Below are 20,774 nucleotides of genomic sequence, written 5' to 3' on the forward strand. Positions count from 1 at the left end.
GAATCAATTCTTTAAGTATGAAAAAATTAACGCTGTTGGGCGTAATGGCAGTGCTATGCGCCTGTGGGAACACTTTTTGCCAAAATAACGCCATCGATCTAAGAAATATTAAAGCTCCCCTTTTTGTTGATGAATGGGTCCGACAGGATATGCCACTGGGCAAATTTATCAACCACAAAAGCGGTTCAGCTAGTTTGGCTGATTTTAAAGACAAGGTGGTAGTTTTTGCCTTTTGGTTTACAACCTGTACCCCCTGTATTGCACAGTTTCCAAAGGAAGACTCTCTGCAAAGGCAGTTCGATAAAGATATTCAGCTAATTATGGTCACGTACGAGTCGGAACAGCAGGTGAGGTCCTTCATACAAAGTTGGGAGCTTAAAAATAAAAAGAGTTTCAACTTGCCCATTATTGTCGAGGACACATTGTTGCGCAAAAGCTTTCACAGACTGTATAGTCCTCACTACGTTTGGATATTACCAGGAGGCAAAATTGCAGGTCAAACCGGTCACTATCTTTTAAGTGCAGGGTCTATTGAAGTCCTCTTGCCAGAAGCTATTAAAATGAAGAGTCATATGAAAACTTGGGAGGCGGAGAAGGAAAATAAAACAACTCTATAACCAATGAAAATACGCTTTTATGTTACGTATAATTATTTTAAATATTATGCTATGTATGTTGGTGAATTTAAACGCACAACGTACCTTGACGATAACGGGGAAGGTCAAAGATTCCTTAACGGGGGCGCTTGTTCGTGGCGTTACCATTAGTGATCCAACGCAGAAATTCATAGTGCAAACGGAGGATAACGGCGGGTTTGTCATAACTGTATCGCCAACTGACACCCTCCTGATCAGTCATATTAATTACTTAGGTAAAATTGTAATAGCTAACCAACTGCAACATCAGAGCATTATTTTATTGCTTCCTAAAAGTATCGAGTTACAGGAGATCACGATCAATACCGGCTACCAACAATTAAAGCCAAACGAAGTGAATGGATCTTATTCGGTCATTGATAATAGAACTCTTAACCTTCAAACAACTACCAATATTCTTGACCGGCTAAATGGAGTAACAAGCAGCCTTTTAGTAAATATGGGTAAAAAGAATAATAATCCGCAAAATAGTACCAAAATCAGTATACGAGGGTTAAGCACCATAAATGGTCCATTGGACCCACTCATAGTTGTAGATAACTTTATTTATGAGGGAGACATCAATAATATCAACCCCAATGATGTCGAAAATATCACTGTGTTGAAGGATGCTGCCGCAGCGAGCATTTGGGGAGCAAGGGCCGGTAACGGGGTAATAGTGATTACGACAAAAAAAGGAAGGTTTAACCAGCGATTGCAGGTGGGAGTTACCAGTTCTGTTACTATAGCAGAGAAACCGAATTTGTTTCATTCACGGCAAATTTCCAGCTCTGATTTCATAGACTTCGAGCAGGCCCTCTTCAACCGAGGCTTTTTCAAACGACTTTTAAACAGTGAACTTTACCCGGCAGTATCACCAGGTGTACTGATTTTTGATATGCGCAAGCGTGGAGTTATTACTTACGAAGATTCCGCGAAACTAATAGATGCACTCAAGCAGAACGATAGCAGGAGGCAGTTTGATAAGTATTATTATCAACCAGGGTTCACACAACAACATGGGCTGAACTTGAGGGGAGGGAACAAAGATATTGCCTGGTTTATATCGGGGGCATATGACAAGTCCATCTCCAGTTTGAAAGGGGTTAACGATAGAATAAATTTAAGTTTCAAGAATTTCTACAGGCCACTACAGAATTTGAATTTAAACGTTGGAGTGTATTATACGACTAATAGCAGCCGCACGGGCTTTGCAGAGTACAGTGAACTTTCTACTATTTCCGGAAGGTATATTCCTTACTTAAGCCTTACGGGCCCAAATGGGGAATCAATACCTGTAGTCAAGGGTTACAATTCAAATTTTAAGGATACGGTAGGCAGCCGTTATTTATTGAATTGGAACTACTACCCACTTGAAGACTATAAACATAACAATACGCAAACTAAAAGGGAGGAACTTCTTGCTAACATTGGTCTGAATTGGCAAGTTTTAAGCTACCTGGGTGTTCAAATGCAGTTGCAGTATCAGCGGCAAAATAATGTGGCAAGCAACCTTGCAGACACATCTAGTTATTATAGCCGCGACTTGATTAACACATTTACGGATTTAAGCAATGTGCCGCGAATCATAACCCGTGCCGTGCCGATCGGCGGTATACTTAGGCGGGAATACATTTCATTGAATTCCTATAACGCACGGGGACAGATCAATTTCGGCCGGACATTCATACGTAATCATGTTGCAACAGCAATAGCTGGAATTGAATTGCGGGCGGCACATTCCGCCTCAGATAACGTGATTATGTATGGGTATAATCGGGACCCACTGGCTTATTCAGCGAGTATGGATTATATTAGTTCCTTTCCAATGATATTCCCAGGGTATTTCCAAAACATACAAGGGCCCTCCCAAGTTACAGCCTTTGATAATCGTTTTGTTTCACTTTTTGCAAACGGATCGTACAGCTTCAAAGGACTATATTCTATCTCGGGAAGCTTGCGAAAAGACGGCTCTAACATTTTTGGCGCTAACACCAACGACAAATGGAAGCCCCTTTGGTCAGCTGGTTTCGGCTGGAATTTAGCAAAAGAACCCTTCTACGATGTCTCATGGCTTCCTTGGTTACGGCTTTCTGTGACTTATGGTGTCAGTGGAAATGTGGATGCAAGTAAAACGGCAAAGCCGGTTGCAACTGCTTATGTACAAGACGTTACCGGCCTGCCTGCCCAAGCGATCAGGGTTATTAATAACCCTGAGCTCAGTTGGGAGAAGTCATACCAAACTAATTTAAAACTTGATTTCGGCATGCTGGAACAGCGAATAACCGGTTCATTAGAGTATTACATGAAGAGAGGAGTTGATTTGTATGGACCTATGGTTTATGATTATACTTCGTGGGGAGTGTCCGGCACTATAACAGCGAATGCATCGAGCATGAAGGGCCGAGGAGTGGATATTTCATTACACTCTGAAAACGTCAATACAGCTGTAAAATGGTCAACAGATTTTCTATGTAGTTACAATAGCAGCAAAACGACAAAATATTATTCAGATAACATCAACCCGATGGCTATCCTGGGTAGCGGGGCAGGAATTCGGCCAATCATCGGCTTGCCTTTATATGCTATTGGAGCCTTTCGTTGGGGCGGTCTGGACGCAAGTGGTAACCCTAGAGGATATTTGAGTGATACTTTAAGTACCGACTACATTGCCTTGGCAGATGCACTGATGCGTAATCCCGATCAGACGGGATTCAAATTTATCGGTACTTCAAGTCCTAAATATTTTGGCTCATTGTTAAATACTTTCCGATTCAAGAACTTTAGTGTTTCTGCTAATTTCAATTTTCGAGTTGGTTATTATTTATTGAAGCCTTCACTTTCATATATGAGCCTTGCCAATTCAGGCATTTCTGGGATTGATTATGACAAACGCTGGCAACAACCCGGCGATGAAAGCAAAACTACTGTACCCTCATACGTGTATCCAGTGCGCGCCTATCGAGATGCTTTTTATAATAGTTCAGAGATCAATGTAATAAAAGGGGATCACTTAAGGCTGCAATTTGTCAATTTGACTTATGACTTTAAATGGAAAAAATATCCTTCGAGTTCCTTGCAACTATTCATCAATTGTGCTAACCTAGGGATTATTTGGCGTGCCAATAACGACCATATAGACCCCGATTTTGTAAGCGCAATTCCAGCTCCAAGAACCAACACCATAGGCATAAGGGCTAATTTTTAACTTCAAAATGTTCACAAATGAGACCGAACTTTAAATATTTATTGCTATTTCTTTCTGTAATTTCGTTTATATCCTGCAAGAAATTTCTTGATAAAAAGCAAAATGCAATGCTTGTTGTTCCAACGACCCTTGCCGATCAGCAGGCTTTATTGGACAATATTGGCCAAATCAACGAAAGTAGGAGTCCGAGTCAGGGACAGTCTTCAACCGATGAGTTCTTTTTGAGTAATAAACAGTATGATGTAATAGAAACTGTGAAGCCCGGAAGCCGCAATATTTACATTTGGAAGCAACAACCGGTACGAGGTTCAAGTAACGACTGGGCTGCGGCCTACACGCCTATCTATATTGCAAATTTGGTAATTGAAAATCTAGGAAACATAACTGAGAATTTACAAAATAAGGGAGACAGGGACCAAATTAAAGGGCAGGCACTTTTTGTTCGTGCCTACTATTATTTGACTTTGCTTTGGAATTATTCGAAAGCATATGATGCAGCTACCGCGGACAAAGACTGGGGCATCGCACTTCGTATGAGCTCCAATTTCAACGTTTTATCGAAGCGGTCGATGAATCTTGAGTGTTACAGTCAAGTTATCAACGATGTGAAGATTGCAATACCGCTGCTGCCCCCCCATTCCCACACTGTTACTCGAGCTTCGCGAACAGCAGGTTATGGGCTTTTGGCGCGATGCTATTTATCTATGAGAGATTATCCAAACGCGCTGCTTTATGCAGACTCTTGTCTTCAACTCAAGTCAGATCTTATGAACTATAATAGCTCAGACAGTTATAAACGTAGTATAAATGACCGAGCACCCTTTGTACGCTTCAACAAGGAAATTCTGTTCTATTCTTGCATGAATAGTTTCAATCTATTACATTACACAGCATCATTTAGTAGAGTGGACACATCACTTTATCGATCATATGACAGTAAGGATTTAAGACAGAAGGCTTTCTTTTTTATAAGTGCAGATAAGTATCCTTCTTTTAAAGGCACATATAACAGTGATTCCTATAATATTTTTTTCACTGGGATTACGACAGCCGAAGTTTCACTTATGAAGGCTGAGTGCTTAGTCCGCGCGGGATTTGTCCCCGAAGGGCTAAATGAATTGGGAAAACTATTAGTAAACCGATATGTAAATGGGGACTATAAAAGCCCGGTGGGACTACCACAGGAGGAAGCTCTTAAACTCGTGCTATCAGAGCGCAGGAAAGAGTTGATAATGCGTGGAATTCGGTGGATGGATATAAAGAGGTTGAATAAAGAAAACAGGAACATCATTTTGGAAAGAGTTATTAATGGGCAATCTTATTCATTAAAGCCCAATGATCCTTTCTACGCACTTCCCTTGCCGGACGATATAGTGGAAATTACTGGTATGCCTCAGAATGATTAAAAAAAGAAGGCTCTTGAAATGGAGCCTTCTCTTCAGATACCTCAAATTATGCCTTTATTGACTCTTGTTTGATACGTAGCTGGTGCCAGACCCCGCTGCTGTGCTCGCAACATATGACTCGCTGGAGGAACCACCAGTTGTTATATTAATTGCTGGCTTAAGGGTGTTTCCGGCTCCGACATAAGTGGAGTTGTTCGGTACAAAAATTCTACAAGCCTTAGAATCAATATCATCGCATCTATCGCTGTTGGCAACATTTGTCCAGTTTTCAACATCTTTGACATTTAAATCCAGATAAGGATGCTGAGGATCCGAAGCCGGCGGTGTATAGACGAATGTTAACATTTCAAGCGGTTTGTCGGATTTCTTCTCAAAACTGCTGGCTCCAATGACCAGCGCTGTGGCAGTAACTATAGCAGCTACTACCATCATGGTTGTTTTTTTAACCATTTTGTATTACATTTATAGTGAAAAAATGGTACTGCCTAAGGCAGTACATGACTTTGCGAGGGTATGCTGTTCAAATTGTAACAGCATACCCTTTCTTCGCAAGTGGCTTGCCTGCCGGGCTAACTTCAGATCCCGGCCAAGCAGATAATGATTATTATGAGTTTTTCTTATCATGATTTTTGTTTTTGTGTTTAGGTAATGGGATAGCATCAGGCATTTCTTTTCCCCAACGCTTCCAGGGTTGTTCTTCCCTGTGCGCTACAGTAATGTAAATGGATAAAGGCGCCGGCTGCCTTTGCTTTTAGAGACTAAATTTCCAGGTCTTTGAGTGTTTTTAAAGGGCCCTCACTTCGCTAGTCCTGACCTTTCGTGTTATTTCCTGTCCCGGTTATTTATCGTCTTTCGTTTTGCGGATGCTGATATAAAGATACAGCGCCAAAAAGCCGAAGTCAATCAAAAAAGGGACGATTTTCAGCCATTTTAGACCAAAACCATTCCCTTTTTTTAACAAACCGGATTACATGAGACTGGGTTCAGCTTTTTTGAGCTTTAAGAAATTTGTCATAAGCATACCAAAATGTATGTCGGTTCTTATAGCCAACGGCGAAATACACGTCCTTTACAGGTAGATTTTCCTGAGTGAGCAGCCTGTGTGCGTGTTTCATCCGCAACCTGGTGGCAAAAGCAGAAGGTGAGCAGCCAAAGGCGGCTTCAAATCGCTTGGACAAAGTTTTTGTACTTATATAGAGTTGCACGGCTAATTGGCCGTGTGAAAAGTCCTGTGAGGTATATTGTTCCAGTATGTGTTTAAGTGCATCAAACGCCAGGGCGTGTTGCCTCGAAAGGGCGTTTTCATAACCCTGAAGCAGATAGGCGAGGGCCTGGAGCAGTAAGCCCTCCAGAATGACAGGATTTGCCGGTTGAAGCCGGCTTTGCTTATCAAACCACCGATATAGATCCTGGTTCATAAAAATCTTTGGTACCTGGTAACGGGCCAGCAGATCGCTTTTCAGCCAAGAAATTAGATTTGCCAGGTATGGAAAGGCTTCACGATGTTGACTCATCCAGCTATCGGGAATCATGATAAAGAAACAGAGATGGCGCCCTTTTGGATAGAAAGCGGTGTAATTGCCGGGAGGATCCTGCACTAGGTGATGATGACCTTCGCTAACCTGCAGAAAGGGCTTACCATCCTCTGCGGCCTGTATTTTCAGTTGGCCCTGAAGTACGTAAAACAGGAAAGTGGCAGACTCGGGTAGATGGTAGTTTACCGTGACTGGCCGGGCGGTTTCCAACCAGAGCAGTTCCAGGTAATGGGGCGCATGGTAAAGTTGCTGCTGAACAAGCAATCCGTTTTTAAGCGTGTAAAGGATTGTGTTTTGCGCGGAATGGAGTTTTGGGCAGCGATCAGGTAGTGCTCCATCAGAAAGGAGTTGTTTTTCCGGGGGCCGGGCGAGTAGCAGTGTGTAAAAATATTTCATACGCAAGTCGATTTAGCAGAGAGTATATACATATTACACAAATACCAAAGATTTGTTGAGGTTTTTTGAAATTATGTGTTTTTTGTATAAGAAAAGGCAGATTTTCTTGAATAAATCGCATGAAGATGTGGGTGGCCGGACTGATCTGCTACAGTCAAAAGTTGCTTTTATCAGGAAATTTAACCCTGGTGGCAAAAAGACATTTTGTATAACACAGTTACGAAATGGCCACATAACAACAAAGTCATAACTTTAATTTGTCTACTTGAGAAAAGACTTTTACCTTCGCAGTACGAAAAAAAACAAGAGGGCGCGACTTCTCCAATTTATTTGATTCCCGTAAGCTGTAATATGCTTAGACTTTTGATATCGATTTTGTTACTATCTTGAATGATTCATTATGAGCAGTATTGTAAACTTATTTGCTATCCACTTTAAGTCGGCTCGCCTGCTCAATGGTTTTTCTTTGCAAGATCTGGCGGATGTGCTTAAAGCGAACGGCCATCCACTTAGCAAACAATCGTTACACCGTTACGAAAAAGGCGAGGTGATACCGGATAGCGAAATTACCGGGTGGCTGAGCGAGGCGCTGAACGTGCGCCCCGATTTTTTTACCCGTACTACCAACGTCGAAATTGGGGAGGTGGAATACCGCAAGTTGAAGAGCCTTGCTTCAAAAGAAGATGACCGTATTATTGAGCAAACCCGTGAATACCTCGGCCGGTACCTGGAGCTGGAAGAAATACTGGCATTACCTGTGAACTTTAAAAACCCGCTTCAGGAGTTTAGAGAGATAAAAGAATGTAAAGATGTAAATGAGGCAGCGGATAAGCTGCGCACTACCTGGAAGCTAGGTTTTGGTCCTATTTATAACATAGTCGAACTGTTGGAGGACAAGCATATAAAGGTTGTGCCACTAGATGCGGAAATGGGCTTTGATGGATTGCAGACTACCGTAAATAAGACTATTCCGGTGGTTGCATATAACAGCCGTAAAATTGTGAAACCTGATCGCATCCGTTTTACCCTGCTGCACGAGCTTGGACATTTGCTATTAAAATTTGATGAGGAGCTTACCAATAAGCAGATCGAAACTCTTTGTCACCAGTTTGCGGGAGCTGTGTTGTTGCCGGAAAATGCTATTAAACAGGAGCTGGGTAGCCACCGCAACCGCCTGTATATGCAGGAGCTGGGGCACATAAAGTCCCAGTACGGTATATCTATGCAAGCCATCGTCATGCGCGCAAAAGTTTGTGGCATTATAAACGAGCATTATTCAAAACAGTTCTTTTTTATGATGAACAACAATGGGTGGAAAGTGGATGAGCCTGTGGATTATACCGGTGAAGAAAAATCAAACCGGTTTGACCAGTTGTTACTGCGCGCATTGGCAGAAGAACAAATATCCATGAGTAAAGCGGCGGCGTTAAAAAATCAGAAACTGGCAGATTTCAAGAAGGATTTTTTGATGGTATTTTAATGTTAACTTTGGGCTTGCGAATTGTTCTGCCATGAAGAAAGTTGCCATAACCGATGCCTGCATATTTATTGACCTCTGTGAGCTGCAACTGGTTACACATTTTTTTGCCCTGAAGCTGGAAGTACATACGACCATTGATGTGATGAATGAAATGATTACAGAACAACGGCAGCTGTTACAAGTGTATTGTTCCACCAGTCGGCTTACCATTCATATTGCTGCGGAAGTGGATAAAGAAACCATTCGTTCCAACAATTACCCACAGTCACTCTCTGAAAGTGATTGTTCCGTGCTATACTTTGCAGAAAAAAATAATGCGATTATTTTAAGCAGCGACAAAGTAGTACGCAACACCGCCAAAAGGCGCTCCATCGACTATCACGGAATGCTTTGGATTTTTGACTGTTTGGTAGAGAGCGAGTTGTTAAGTTTGAAAGAAGCATCTGCCAAACTTCAACGATTAATTCAAACCAATATTGTGTTTCAAAATAACCGGGAGTTGGTGACGGAAATGGAAAAGCGGTTGAAGAAGTGGGCAGGTGAATAGCTTATCTTAATGTCCAATTGCCATTGGGCCTTTTTATAATTCGTAACATTAGATCATTTTCAATTCCTGTATGGTGCGATTAAAAGACGGGTCAAGGTGCATTTGCTGCCGCCATAAATAAATTTCAATTCCTGTATGGTGCGATTAAAAGCCGTGGCGTCCTGAACATCGGCTAATACCCAATTATTTCAATTCCTGTATGGTGCGATTAAAAGGCGAATGTCCGCGATGCGGTGCTGGATAACTTTCTATTTCAATTCCTGTATGGTGCGATTAAAAGGAGATTGCGCGGATCGAGGGCGCGGAGGAAATATTATTTCAATTCCTGTATGGTGCGATTAAAAGAAAGAAAGCGACGGCAAGGATTTCGACACAGTGGAATTTCAATTCCTGTATGGTGCGATTAAAAGTTCGTGGAGCATCCCCTGAATTGTCTCTCCAGTTCCATTTCAATTCCTGTATGGTGCGATTAAAAGTAAAAGCAGGCATCGGGTTTGAAATAGAAAAAAGATTTCAATTCCTGTATGGTGCGATTAAAAGATTCAGGTAGCTGATATCAATATCAACATTTATGCACCATTTCAATTCCTGTATGGTGCGATTAAAAGGGCCAACCCGTCCAACTGCTCCCGCTCTCCCCGCTATTTCAATTCCTGTATGGTGCGATTAAAAGGCAGCGTTATAAGCCTGGTCATTCGCATCCGCCTGATTTCAATTCCTGTATGGTGCGATTAAAAGATAGCCTCCCAGCCTCCCATCCAGTTTGGGTTAATGATTTCAATTCCTGTATGGTGCGATTAAAAGTTGCCCGTTCTTTCGTGATAGGCTTATCTGTTTGCTATTTCAATTCCTGTATGGTGCGATTAAAAGTAGCGGTACGCACATCTGAACCCGTCAAAGGACTATTTCAATTCCTGTATGGTGCGATTAAAAGGTTAACATTCACCGAAAGTTTCGGCTCCAGTAAATATTTCAATTCCTGTACGGTGCGATTAAAAGAGGCATAAAGGAAACCGAATATTCGGAAATAGTATATTTCAATTCCTGTATGGTGCGATTAAAAGCTTTAACGGTGCTGCCGATCGCCGTCATTGCTGCATTTCAATTCCTGTATGGTGCGATTAAAAGATCGGGAACGTATTCGCTGTCCGTAATACTATCGGATTTCAATTCCTGTATGGTGCGATTAAAAGACTGATGGCCGGATTCAGAAAATAAAAAGATATTAATTTCAATTCCTGTATGGTGCGATTAAAAGCTGCGGCCTCCCAGCGATTCCCCGTCCGCGGTCTTCAATTTCAATTCCTGTATGGTGCGATTAAAAGAATCGTCTGCATTAGGTCGCTCTCTAATGGCTCATATTTCAATTCCTGTATGGTGCGATTAAAAGTCCCTGACGGTCTCCGGTCAGCACCAGCATCAACGGATTTCAATTCCTGTATGGTGCGATTAAAAGAAAGCAGCTCATGCGGATTTCAATGCCCAAACCTAATTTCAATTCCTGTATGGTGCGATTAAAAGAGATAATTGCCACGTTCTTTGGCATAACAATCGAATTTCAATTCCTGTATGGTGCGATTAAAAGGCAATGGCTGGGCATGGTGTTGCGGTTAATGTCGGATTTCAATTCCTGTATGGTGCGATTAAAAGTTTACGGCTGCTCCGGCTTTGAATAAGAGTTTCATATTTCAATTCCTGTATGGTGCGATTAAAAGGCAAATCTTTACTAACAAATAAAACTACTAGCAAATTTCAATTCCTGTATGGTGCGATTAAAAGCATCTTTAGGAATAGGATAACCATATTTCTGGATAATTTCAATTCCTGTATGGTGCGATTAAAAGTTTAGGTTTATTAACAGGAGAGGCAGTCACAGAATGATTTCAATTCCTGTATGGTGCGATTAAAAGTTACGCAAGATTACATTACCCTCCTTCATCGCTTTGATTTCAATTCCTGTATGGTGCGATTAAAAGTTTAATAACCAACTAAAACAATCATGTATGTCTCTATTTCAATTCCTGTATGGTGCGATTAAAAGCTTTTGAAGAGGTAGATGAACTGATCGTTTATTAATTTCAATTCCTGTATGGTGCGATTAAAAGGCCATCAGGGCGCACAATAACGTTTCGTTTAGTCCATTTCAATTCCTGTATGGTGCGATTAAAAGTATAATAAAAAATCCATATATTTTTTTTTATAAATTTCAATTCCTGTATGGTGCGATTAAAAGTATAATAAAAAACCCATATATTTTTTTTTATAAATTTCAATTCCTGTATGGTGCGATTAAAAGTGGAATCTGGGCTGACGGCAGGCCGGATTTAACGCTATTTCAATTCCTGTATGGTGCGATTAAAAGGCCTTTATGTCAGGTATTGCAAATTTACCAATTGCATTTCAATTCCTGTATGGTGCGATTAAAAGCGGCTTTAGCCTGACCTGTTGTAGTTCTTTGAATTAGATTTCAATTCCTGTATGGTGCGATTAAAAGAGGAAGATCAAGCCGAGTGATTTGGGGATTTTGGATTTCAATTCCTGTATGGTGCGATTAAAAGACGCACCGGCGCAGTTGGACGTGGAATTAAACAGATTTCAATTCCTGTATGGTGCGATTAAAAGAAAGTTTCTGCGGAGTCCAGAACGTCATACCCTTTATTTCAATTCCTGTATGGTGCGATTAAAAGCCTCGCCACCCCTTTTCCGTCAACACCACCTGCAAATTTCAATTCCTGTATGGTGCGATTAAAAGTGCTAAGTCTGCTTTGCTCATATCTTATTTTCTCTTATTTCAATTCCTGTATGGTGCGATTAAAAGTGTAACATGCCTGGTTTCTGTAAATGTCGCAAACGAATTTCAATTCCTGTATGGTGCGATTAAAAGATAGATGTGCTTCATATCGTAACCCTTTATATGGAATTTCAATTCCTGTATGGTGCGATTAAAAGACCCTATTGTTCTTAATGGATATGGCGGATTTGTATTTCAATTCCTGTATGGTGCGATTAAAAGGTTATTTGCTTTCATGTTAAAAATTTTTAATGTAATTTCAATTCCTGTATGGTGCGATTAAAAGGGATAAATGGGATGAAATAAATGCGCGCCAGAATAATTTCAATTCCTGTATGGTGCGATTAAAAGAGTCAAAGCCAACCTTAATGCACAGGTCAAATTGGATTTCAATTCCTGTATGGTGCGATTAAAAGGGCATAGGCATTGCGGGAATCATGAGCTTAGCTATATTTCAATTCCTGTATGGTGCGATTAAAAGTATTTTTGTCGACGAAATTTTAAAACAATTAAATAAATTTCAATTCCTGTATGGTGCGATTAAAAGTTCTGCCTCCCCTGAACTCTGCTTGGTTTTCAACAAATTTCAATTCCTGTATGGTGCGATTAAAAGCAAACGGCCGATGTGTGCTTGGGTTGACCCAAGCACATTTCAATTCCTGTATGGTGCGATTAAAAGTGTTAATGTCGATAAACTGTATGCCGCCGATCCCCATTTCAATTCCTGTATGGTGCGATTAAAAGGGACGGGGTGGCGGATATGGTGATTTTGCAGGAAAATTTCAATTCCTGTATGGTGCGATTAAAAGATCCGGTGTCGGAGGTCGAGGTAGATTTCGAGGCATATTTCAATTCCTGTATGGTGCGATTAAAAGTTTCGGATCATTCCTGATGAAAGCAAGCGTAAAGGAATTTCAATTCCTGTATGGTGCGATTAAAAGGAAAATACTGGATGCGCACGAGACAGGGAAAGCATATTTCAATTCCTGTATGGTGCGATTAAAAGCCACGGAGCCGAAATAGAATATTTCCCCGGATTTGATTTCAATTCCTGTATGGTGCGATTAAAAGACGAGCCGTGCCGATAAAGTTCCCAGCCGGAAAATAATTTCAATTCCTGTATGGTGCGATTAAAAGAGGAAATGGACAAGCTGGAGGACGCGATATTGAAATTTCAATTCCTGTATGGTGCGATTAAAAGGTAGAGAAACACCAACCATTAATAAGGTATTCCAATTTCAATTCCTGTATGGTGCGATTAAAAGAACCGGGGACGCGGGCAAACCAGCACCCGGAGCCGAATTTCAATTCCTGTATGGTGCGATTAAAAGCGGATAATTCAGAGCGGTTGGCGGGATTGAAACAGAATTTCAATTCCTGTATGGTGCGATTAAAAGGCCGCAGTGGCCGGAACAGATCCCCGTATTTCGTATTTCAATTCCTGTATGGTGCGATTAAAAGACGCCGCCGAGAAACTTAGGGATAATGGGGCCGAGGATTTCAATTCCTGTATGGTGCGATTAAAAGTTATGAACATCAGCCTTACCATAGAACGGAAAAACATTTCAATTCCTGTATGGTGCGATTAAAAGACGCGAGGTTATGCTCAAGAAGAACGGAAGCATCCGATTTCAATTCCTGTATGGTGCGATTAAAAGCATTAAGGAAGCAATAGAGGCGGTGGACGAGACTTAATTTCAATTCCTGTATGGTGCGATTAAAAGTGGAAAAAGTAAAAGTTCGAAATTGGATGAATCGATTTCAATTCCTGTATGGTGCGATTAAAAGTGGAAGGTCCTAAAAGTTAGATGCACTAATTTTCTATTTCAATTCCTGTATGGTGCGATTAAAAGTATTATGGAAAAAAAATATATTATTATGCTGCTGGATTTCAATTCCTGTATGGTGCGATTAAAAGCTCCGTTTTAAAATAGTTAGAACCAGCAAGAACAATTTCAATTCCTGTATGGTGCGATTAAAAGTGTCTAAAGGTCTTGGTCTTGGTTATGTTTCACGATTTCAATTCCTGTATGGTGCGATTAAAAGAATCGGTGGCGACGAAAATAAATAATACACAATAATTTCAATTCCTGTATGGTGCGATTAAAAGTGGGTACCCGAATGCGACACTTAAACCGGCGTTGAAATTTCAATTCCTGTATGGTGCGATTAAAAGTCCGATTATCCGTCCCCATCATCGACACCCTGACAGAATTTCAATTCCTGTATGGTGCGATTAAAAGCTGGTCATCCGGATTGTTCATGCTATCGCAAAATATTTCAATTCCTGTATGGTGCGATTAAAAGATCTTCTGGATAAATTGTTTCAGCTTTCATCTTCTTATTTCAATTCCTGTATGGTGCGATTAAAAGTCCAGGCTATTGACGGCAGCGCAGGCATTCTATAAATTTCAATTCCTGTATGGTGCGATTAAAAGTTCCTTGAGGGTCTTTCTACTGGTATGGCTATCGTATTTCAATTCCTGTATGGTGCGATTAAAAGGTCGATCCCCGCGTTTAAGGCGCACACCAATATTTAATTTCAATTCCTGTATGGTGCGATTAAAAGGAGCTACACCGGTCGAAATCTTGCAAGGCGATACTAATTTCAATTCCTGTATGGTGCGATTAAAAGATCACGATGGAAGGCCACACGCCTACCGAAGCCTTATTTCAATTCCTGTATGGTGCGATTAAAAGTTTATGCGCCTGATGTGAACGGGACGGCTGATTTGGATTTCAATTCCTGTATGGTGCGATTAAAAGTCACGCCATTGCATGAGTTGGGTTAGGGCTAATATATTTCAATTCCTGTATGGTGCGATTAAAAGGCTAAAATATGCAGTATGACAAAGATTATACACAAATTTCAATTCCTGTATGGTGCGATTAAAAGCCCCACTAAGAATAGCGGGGAATTAATTTCTAAGCCAATTTCAATTCCTGTATGGTGCGATTAAAAGCCGTTTTAAAAACGGGTAAAAAAGCCCTGAATTCAGGGCTTTTCATGTGTAAATTTAAGAAAAAATACGTACAAAAGTTGTCGATGCCCATTTGTAAGATCTAAAGCGGACATCGACAACGTTATATTTGATTGATTATGAGCTGATTTTATTTTCCAATATGTCAAAGAACTGCCCTCGCAGCCAGATTCCAACCACACCGACGATCAAATGAAGTTGTTTAATTCATTTTTCTCCTTGCCAACCACCTGCTTCTCCAGCCATTTTTCTTCCCGGCTTTTGAATACGATCAGGCTATCGTAGTCGGGGTCCATTATTTTCTTCGCGCGGTGAATGAGTTCCTTCAGCTTCACCTCCGTTATCTCCCCTTCAAAAACACTATTTTGAATCCAATTCAGGTACTGTCTGCACAATTTAAGCATTTTTCCCACGCGTTTCTGCTCTATATCATATACAAGGATCGCATACATATTACCACCAGGATTTAAAGGGATGATACTCTTCCAGCCCCAGAATATGCTTGACCAGCTTGTAACACTCCAGCTTTACCAGATGCTTGTAGCTCACGTTACGGCCGAGATTACGGTGCTTGATCGTTTCGTTTAGTCGTTCTTCCCAAGCTCTCACGACTGTTTTCTTCGCGTTATCTTTTAACAGGCACCTGTTCAGGTTTTTGTCAAAATCGTGCTGGTTAATCATTTTCTTGTTCAACAAAGTAAAAAGCGTCCTGTCAACCAGGATTGGTTTAAATATTTCAGCAAGATCCAAAGCCAACGAAAATCGGCGCTCTCCAGGTTCATGCAGATAGCTGATTGTCGGGTTTAGCTGCGTGTGATAAATCATATCCAGACAAAGCGAATAACACATCATATTCATGAATGATATAAGCGCATTGACTTCATTGGATGGCGGCCGCTTGGTTCGGTTACCCATTTCAAAATCGTTGATGATAAGATCAAACGCCTCATAATAGCTCATCCTGATATTTCCCTCAACGCCCATCACCGCATCCACTTCGTCATAGGTTGGGAGGGTAGCGGCCAGTTGTTCAATATTTTCAATCTGGTACGAGGTGTCCTTGCCGCGGTTGGCGTAATAACGGAGATTCTTGACCATATTGAACGCGGCACCCTCGACAAATTTTCGGGCCAGCACTATGCGCTTTTTTTTGCTGGTATAGTGATTTACCTGGTGAATAACAACCCTCCCACTGAGCAGGTACTCTTTGGGCATAAAGCTGCCCGTGTAATGTTCGTAGTAATCGAAGAAATGCACACTGATCTGTTCCTTCCCAAGAAAGTTATAGAGAGCACTGTTGGCGTCCAGCGCACCGAAACAATACAGGTTGTCCACACCCTCCACCGGAATATATTTTGGTTGCCCCTCATTACCATCCTCATCCACAGGTGTGAACTTGAGGGTATTGTCTTTGCGGCTCATCCGGCCGGGATTGAACAGGTAGTACGGCTTTTTCATATACTGGCACCCGTTTTCTGTGAATGTATAGTTTGTTGCGCGGACAGGTTTGGTAAATCCAATTGCCAATTCAATCGGTTGTCCGGAACATATTTTTCCACCAGCGAGCGGCCACCATACCAAAACAATTGTATACTTGGACGATGGATGAAATAGGAAGCTGTGTCTTTTGGGCACAGCCCCATAAAGTTCACACCGCGTAAACCGGAGTCCGAATTTTCTGGTTTGCCGGATTCAACCGGGTATTTATCTTTGAATTTATCCATTGGATCTATTCGTTTATATAGCACAGTTCATAATAGCTACAGCTTTTGCAGATCTTGGCGTTGATCCTTGGCGGGCACTCTTCTGAGTGAATCAATGATTGAATTTTTGAAACGGTTTCTTTCAGGAACTGCCTGTCTGCCTCGCTCAGCATTATCTCCTCAGTTTTTCTCAGCCTGGGATATTCCAGGATAGCTTTGGCGCCTTCGACTCCGTTCATTTCCAGTAACCAGATATAGAATTTTACCTGCCAGTTGTGAGCTTCTTCTACCTTATCGCTTCGTTTGGTCTCGTGAACGATTCGGTTTGTGGCATCGTAAAAATCTATTTTCCCAAACAGTTCAATTTCATTGTAAGTAGCGGAGATGTCTATTTCGTTGTATTTTTCTGCCCGTTGGGGATAGCTGGTGTCGTGGAGTAATTTGCCGTCATAAACGATATCCGAAGTGTGCTCCATCCGAATTCCATTGGCATGAAGCCAACATTCCCGTGGGCAGACTGTATATAGATTTATGAGTGTGGCGTTGATAGTCATAAAAACTGAGTTTCGTTACTATTGAAATCATCGTCCCGCATCCCGGTTTCTGTATTGTAGAAATCGCTCCACTGGTCAATGTAAATGTACCCAAACTCACTTTTTTCCCCGTCTGAGAAATGTATGATTTGTCGTTTTATCTTTTCAGTTGCGAAAAGTGAAAAAACGTACTTTGACATAATTCCTTGTAAGATTTTCTCGCTCGTTTTTTGCCGGATGTATTCCTGCTTGTTGTGGATTAAATTTAAGTAGATGTCAAACACTTTTTCTCCCTCTATCTCATTGTTTTCGTTTGGAAATACGTAGTACTCACTCAAAAAACCCAATTCCGTTAGGTTAAAATTCCCTTCCTTTTCTCCACCCACTACGCCACCTGTCTCCAGAGGAATGTTTACCGGTACAAAACAGGAAATATTGGTTTCTTGGATTAGCTTAAATTCTTCGTGTACCGACTTGAATTTTAATCCATTTATCTTGCCTTCATAATCACTGAAATTAACCGCCATGGATTTGCTGTTCCAATCATTTCTTTGATTCATTACGAGATCGTATAGTCTATCAAAATCCTTTGTTTGGAGAATTTCTCCGTACGCTTCAGTCGAAATGTGGTCTTTGGTTAGCTTTAGACGGGGGTCGTCCCCATATATAAATGCTTCTTTATTAAAATTAAACAAGAACAAAGTGCAATTTCGCTTATTGACGTTCCGGTTAATTCTTCCTGCAAGCTGTTCGTCACTGTCTAAAAGCGAGCGGTCTTTGAACCCCAAGTCCATGTCAATATCGACTCCCGCTTCAACTACCTGGGTGGTTATCAAGAGCACCTTTTTTCTTCGGTTGGATTTGTTTTTCAGGAAATTGATAATCTGTCGTCTTCTGTGTTCGAGGATAGTGCCGGATAGCACAAATATTTCGTCGAAAAAGCCTGTTTTCTGGATTATTCGATGAAACTCTGTAGTCGTCTTCTTAAATATGAACTCAATGATCGTATAGACGCTTTCTGCCGGTTTGGCATCGCCAAAATCTTTTGCGGCATAAGCCTTAGATTCGCGAATTAGCCTATCCGCTAATTCTTCTAAGGTCAGGTCTTTCCTGTCAAATAAATCAAAATTGAACAAAACACGTCCGGCAAAGTTCGGATTATTAAAGTATAGTTCTTTTGCTCGGGGCAATAGATAAACAAAGTCCTGCACTTTGTCTTTAATGACCGTTAGCTTGTTTAATTTTGGCAGTGTTGCTGACATCAATATAAATTTAATATTGAACTTATCTGCAAATTGCGTTATAAAATAGATTATCTTGTCCCAATGCTGGGGATTGTATGATTGCAGTTCGTCGATTATAACTATAGAATTAGCTAAGCGATGTAACAAATAGTTAGTTTCCTTCTCATTCGTCTTTAAAATGTCGAAGAAGCGGATGTGAGAAAGGAAGACGAATGGGAAATTGGCAAAGAGGTGGTTGATGTAGTTTAGCTTTTCGCCTCCATATTGATCATCTTCAGTGGTATTATTTGCTTTCATGCTTGCCTTCGAGTGGAGCTCGATCATTTCGTCATCGTTCAAGCCTAATGTCTCTTTGAGTGATTTATAGGTTTGCGTAATCAAAGTGGTAAAAGGAAATACATAGAAGACCTTATTGAACTCCCCCTGGTATATTTTCAGTAGTTCTGTCGCCGCCAATGCCGATAAATTGGTTTTACCACCTCCAGTAGGGGCTTCGATGTAGAAAAGGTTGCTTTCGTGGTGATTACGGATATTGCGTATAATCTCTATGGCCATTTCTTGCCGGAGTATATTCAAGTTGTTTCCGCTGACCGAACGCGGATTTTGAAGCTTATAACCGTCGATTTGTCGATAGACCAGTTTATTGTAATTTTTTTTTCCTTCGGACTTATTGTGCCATTCTTCGCGACTCGCGAGATCATGAATTTCGTCAATTCTATTTTTTGTGAGAACGCCAAAATGTTCTAGCGGGAATTGATTCATATATTCATTAGTAGCGAGGTAGTCGGATGCTGTAAGTAATGAGAAATTTAATCGGCAGAGTGCATAGAATGAATATGAATGTTGGGTACTTAGTATTTTGTTTTCGATTAAAGTCTTGTGTTCCCCGATTAATTGGATAACTTTCGGGTCGATGCTGAAGCCAAATGTTTTTAGATATTTCGACAGGAACTTTTTGACGTCTTCGAAATTATGTCGTACCTTGAAATCGGTAAACGCGGTTGTATCCAGGTTGTCATCGTGAAATTGTCGGCTATGATGTTTGAAAATAGAGTAGGAAAGGTATATGCATGCGGTTATTAATAAAGGGTTCGATTTGTGTACGTATGCAATCTCATTTAAATGCTTACTAAGATAAAGGTACGCGCTTAATGAGGAGTGGGTTGATCCAATTGGACTATGCGAAATGAGCTGATGTTTAAACAAGGGATTTAACATCTTCTCGGATTGAAAGCGCTCGTTTACCTTTCCATAATCATGAAATACGATTGCACTTACGAAGAGTTCCTTAATGTAATTGTGTGTTTCAATCGAACCCTTTTTGTCGATGTCTCGAATCAGATTGTCGATAACTGTTTCCAATCCATGGTCATTCACCAATTTCAGAAAATATCGGTTTACCAGTGTAATATGCTCCTCCAAGGTTTCCTTGGGGATGCCTTGATTAATCTTTGGCAAATGGGCAAAATAAATGTCTGCCTGTTCTAGGAGTCCATTTAAAGCGGGGAGTTCATTTATAATGCTGGTGACCGTCTTAAAGTAATTGGACATAGGCATCAAATTCTTCAAGAAAAATCAAGTTTTCGAGCAAATGTGCATTAGTTATCTTATAATTGGAGAAAGCAAACTCCATAATATCGTATTGCATCAATGCGAGGTCGAAATCTTTTGGTAGCCTTTCGAAGTAAAGGAAACTTATCTCGCCAAGATCAAGGCTCAAGAGATCAGGAAACACTGTTTCCGTATTTCCCTTAAGTAGGATATCTTTCTGAAAGACTGTCTTGATTTTGATACTTTCGTAGGGGAGAATTTCCTTGTGAACGTAGCTGTACTCCTTGACGGAATCTTGACTCCACCAAGCCGCGAATTCATTCTTACCCAGGTAGGGAATGTATTCCGATTCTCCTTGTTTAATGGAACGGTATAGCTGGGCATGTTCAGCTTGCTGGAGATCTAAGAGCAAGTAAATTCTATAGTCTGGGTTGATTAGAGTCAGTTCCTCTGTCAGAAAATTATTGCTCTTGTTAGCGTAACCTACCGTGTTAGAATATTTAATATTGGTCTTACTATAGTTTCCTTTATCGTGGTTCAACGGCTCTACGCCAATTCTTACACCTTTCAACTTTTCGTAGTATTCTGGCAATTTCCCTTTTTCTCGATATCCCTCTAACCCAACTATTGCACCCAAAATGCCCAGTACTGCAGGACGATGGATAATGTTATAAGAAAGATTGATTGTGTTATTGGTGTCCGGTTTCCTAAAAAAGGCGAAGTCTGCCTTTAGATCAAATGATATTAATTTCATCTGCTAATTG

14 protein-coding genes and 1 CRISPR repeat array are annotated in these 20,774 nt (G+C 40.9%); of the genes, 5 read left to right on the forward strand and 9 right to left on the reverse strand.

Annotated elements, in window-relative coordinates; translation table 11 throughout:
* The first annotated feature begins 17 nt into the window (after positions 1-17).
* Genes AC3WS5_RS03795 through AC3WS5_RS03805 form a run of 3 tightly spaced genes read left to right on the forward strand, consistent with a single transcriptional unit; the run spans position 18 to position 5,249 of the window.
* On the forward strand, positions 18-617 hold the full coding sequence (locus AC3WS5_RS03795; protein ID WP_492465896.1) for a TlpA family protein disulfide reductase: 600 nt from the start codon (positions 18-20) through the stop codon (positions 615-617).
* A gap of 19 nt (positions 618-636) precedes the next feature.
* The gene (locus AC3WS5_RS03800) at positions 637-3,843 is read left to right on the forward strand and encodes a SusC/RagA family TonB-linked outer membrane protein (protein WP_492465898.1); all 3,207 of its coding nucleotides are present in this window, start codon (positions 637-639) and stop codon (positions 3,841-3,843) included.
* A 17-nt stretch (positions 3,844-3,860) separates the two neighbouring features.
* Positions 3,861-5,249, forward strand: coding sequence for a RagB/SusD family nutrient uptake outer membrane protein (locus AC3WS5_RS03805; protein ID WP_492465899.1), 1,389 nt, complete (start codon positions 3,861-3,863; stop codon positions 5,247-5,249).
* A gap of 54 nt (positions 5,250-5,303) precedes the next feature.
* Here the strand turns inward: AC3WS5_RS03805 and AC3WS5_RS03810 are convergent, their stop codons facing one another.
* The 3 genes from AC3WS5_RS03810 to AC3WS5_RS03820 all read right to left on the reverse strand — a co-directional run bounded on the left by AC3WS5_RS03810 (position 5,304) and on the right by AC3WS5_RS03820 (position 7,180).
* A complete protein-coding gene (locus AC3WS5_RS03810) occupies positions 5,304-5,699 on the reverse strand; it encodes a hypothetical protein (RefSeq protein ID WP_492465901.1) in 396 nt (131 codons plus the stop codon).
* A 12-nt stretch (positions 5,700-5,711) separates the two neighbouring features.
* A complete protein-coding gene (locus AC3WS5_RS03815; protein ID WP_492465902.1) occupies positions 5,712-5,873 on the reverse strand; it encodes a hypothetical protein in 162 nt (53 codons plus the stop codon).
* Between the two features lie 359 nt (positions 5,874-6,232).
* Complete coding sequence (locus tag AC3WS5_RS03820; protein ID WP_492465903.1) at positions 6,233-7,180, reverse strand: AraC family transcriptional regulator; 948 nt, start codon at positions 7,178-7,180, stop codon at positions 6,233-6,235.
* Positions 7,181-7,580: 400 nt separating this feature from the next.
* Here AC3WS5_RS03820 and AC3WS5_RS03825 point away from each other — a divergent pair, with 400 nt between their 5' ends.
* Both AC3WS5_RS03825 and AC3WS5_RS03830 read left to right on the forward strand, forming a co-directional pair.
* Positions 7,581-8,660 carry a helix-turn-helix domain-containing protein gene (locus AC3WS5_RS03825; protein ID WP_492465905.1) on the forward strand — a complete coding sequence of 360 codons (1,080 nt, stop codon included), beginning with the start codon at positions 7,581-7,583 and terminating at the stop codon, positions 8,658-8,660.
* 31 nt (positions 8,661-8,691) lie between these two features.
* Positions 8,692-9,207, forward strand: coding sequence for a PIN domain-containing protein (locus AC3WS5_RS03830; RefSeq protein ID WP_492465906.1), 516 nt, complete (start codon positions 8,692-8,694; stop codon positions 9,205-9,207).
* 56 nt (positions 9,208-9,263) lie between these two features.
* Positions 9,264-14,961: a CRISPR direct-repeat array (repeat unit 30 nt; unit sequence ATTTCAATTCCTGTATGGTGCGATTAAAAG).
* Positions 14,962-15,167: 206 nt separating this feature from the next.
* Here AC3WS5_RS03830 and cas2 read toward each other — a convergent pair.
* The 6 genes from cas2 to cas5b are packed head-to-tail and all read right to left on the reverse strand — an operon-like array spanning position 15,168 to position 20,764.
* Positions 15,168-15,431, reverse strand: a complete 264-nt coding sequence (cas2, locus tag AC3WS5_RS03835; RefSeq protein WP_492465907.1) for a CRISPR-associated endonuclease Cas2 — start codon at positions 15,429-15,431, stop codon at positions 15,168-15,170.
* Between the two features lies 1 nt (position 15,432).
* On the reverse strand, positions 15,433-16,437 hold the full coding sequence (gene cas1b / locus AC3WS5_RS03840; RefSeq protein ID WP_492465908.1) for a type I-B CRISPR-associated endonuclease Cas1b: 1,005 nt from the start codon (positions 16,435-16,437) through the stop codon (positions 15,433-15,435).
* On the reverse strand, positions 16,434-16,703 hold the full coding sequence (locus AC3WS5_RS03845) for a hypothetical protein (RefSeq protein WP_492465909.1): 270 nt from the start codon (positions 16,701-16,703) through the stop codon (positions 16,434-16,436). The genes cas1b and AC3WS5_RS03845 overlap by 4 nt, the downstream gene beginning before the upstream one ends.
* A gap of 5 nt (positions 16,704-16,708) precedes the next feature.
* On the reverse strand, positions 16,709-17,236 hold the full coding sequence (cas4, locus tag AC3WS5_RS03850) for a CRISPR-associated protein Cas4 (protein ID WP_492465910.1): 528 nt from the start codon (positions 17,234-17,236) through the stop codon (positions 16,709-16,711).
* Entirely contained in the window at positions 17,233-20,010 is a 2,778-nt protein-coding gene (gene cas3 / locus AC3WS5_RS03855) for a CRISPR-associated helicase Cas3' (RefSeq protein WP_492465911.1), read from the reverse strand. Before cas3 ends, cas4 begins: the two co-directional genes overlap by 4 nt.
* On the reverse strand, positions 19,994-20,764 hold the full coding sequence (gene cas5b, locus AC3WS5_RS03860) for a type I-B CRISPR-associated protein Cas5b (RefSeq protein WP_492465913.1): 771 nt from the start codon (positions 20,762-20,764) through the stop codon (positions 19,994-19,996). Before cas5b ends, cas3 begins: the two co-directional genes overlap by 17 nt.
* Positions 20,765-20,774 lie beyond the last annotated feature (10 nt).

It is taken from the genome of Niabella sp. CPT15-335-S11 (assembly GCF_058792415.1).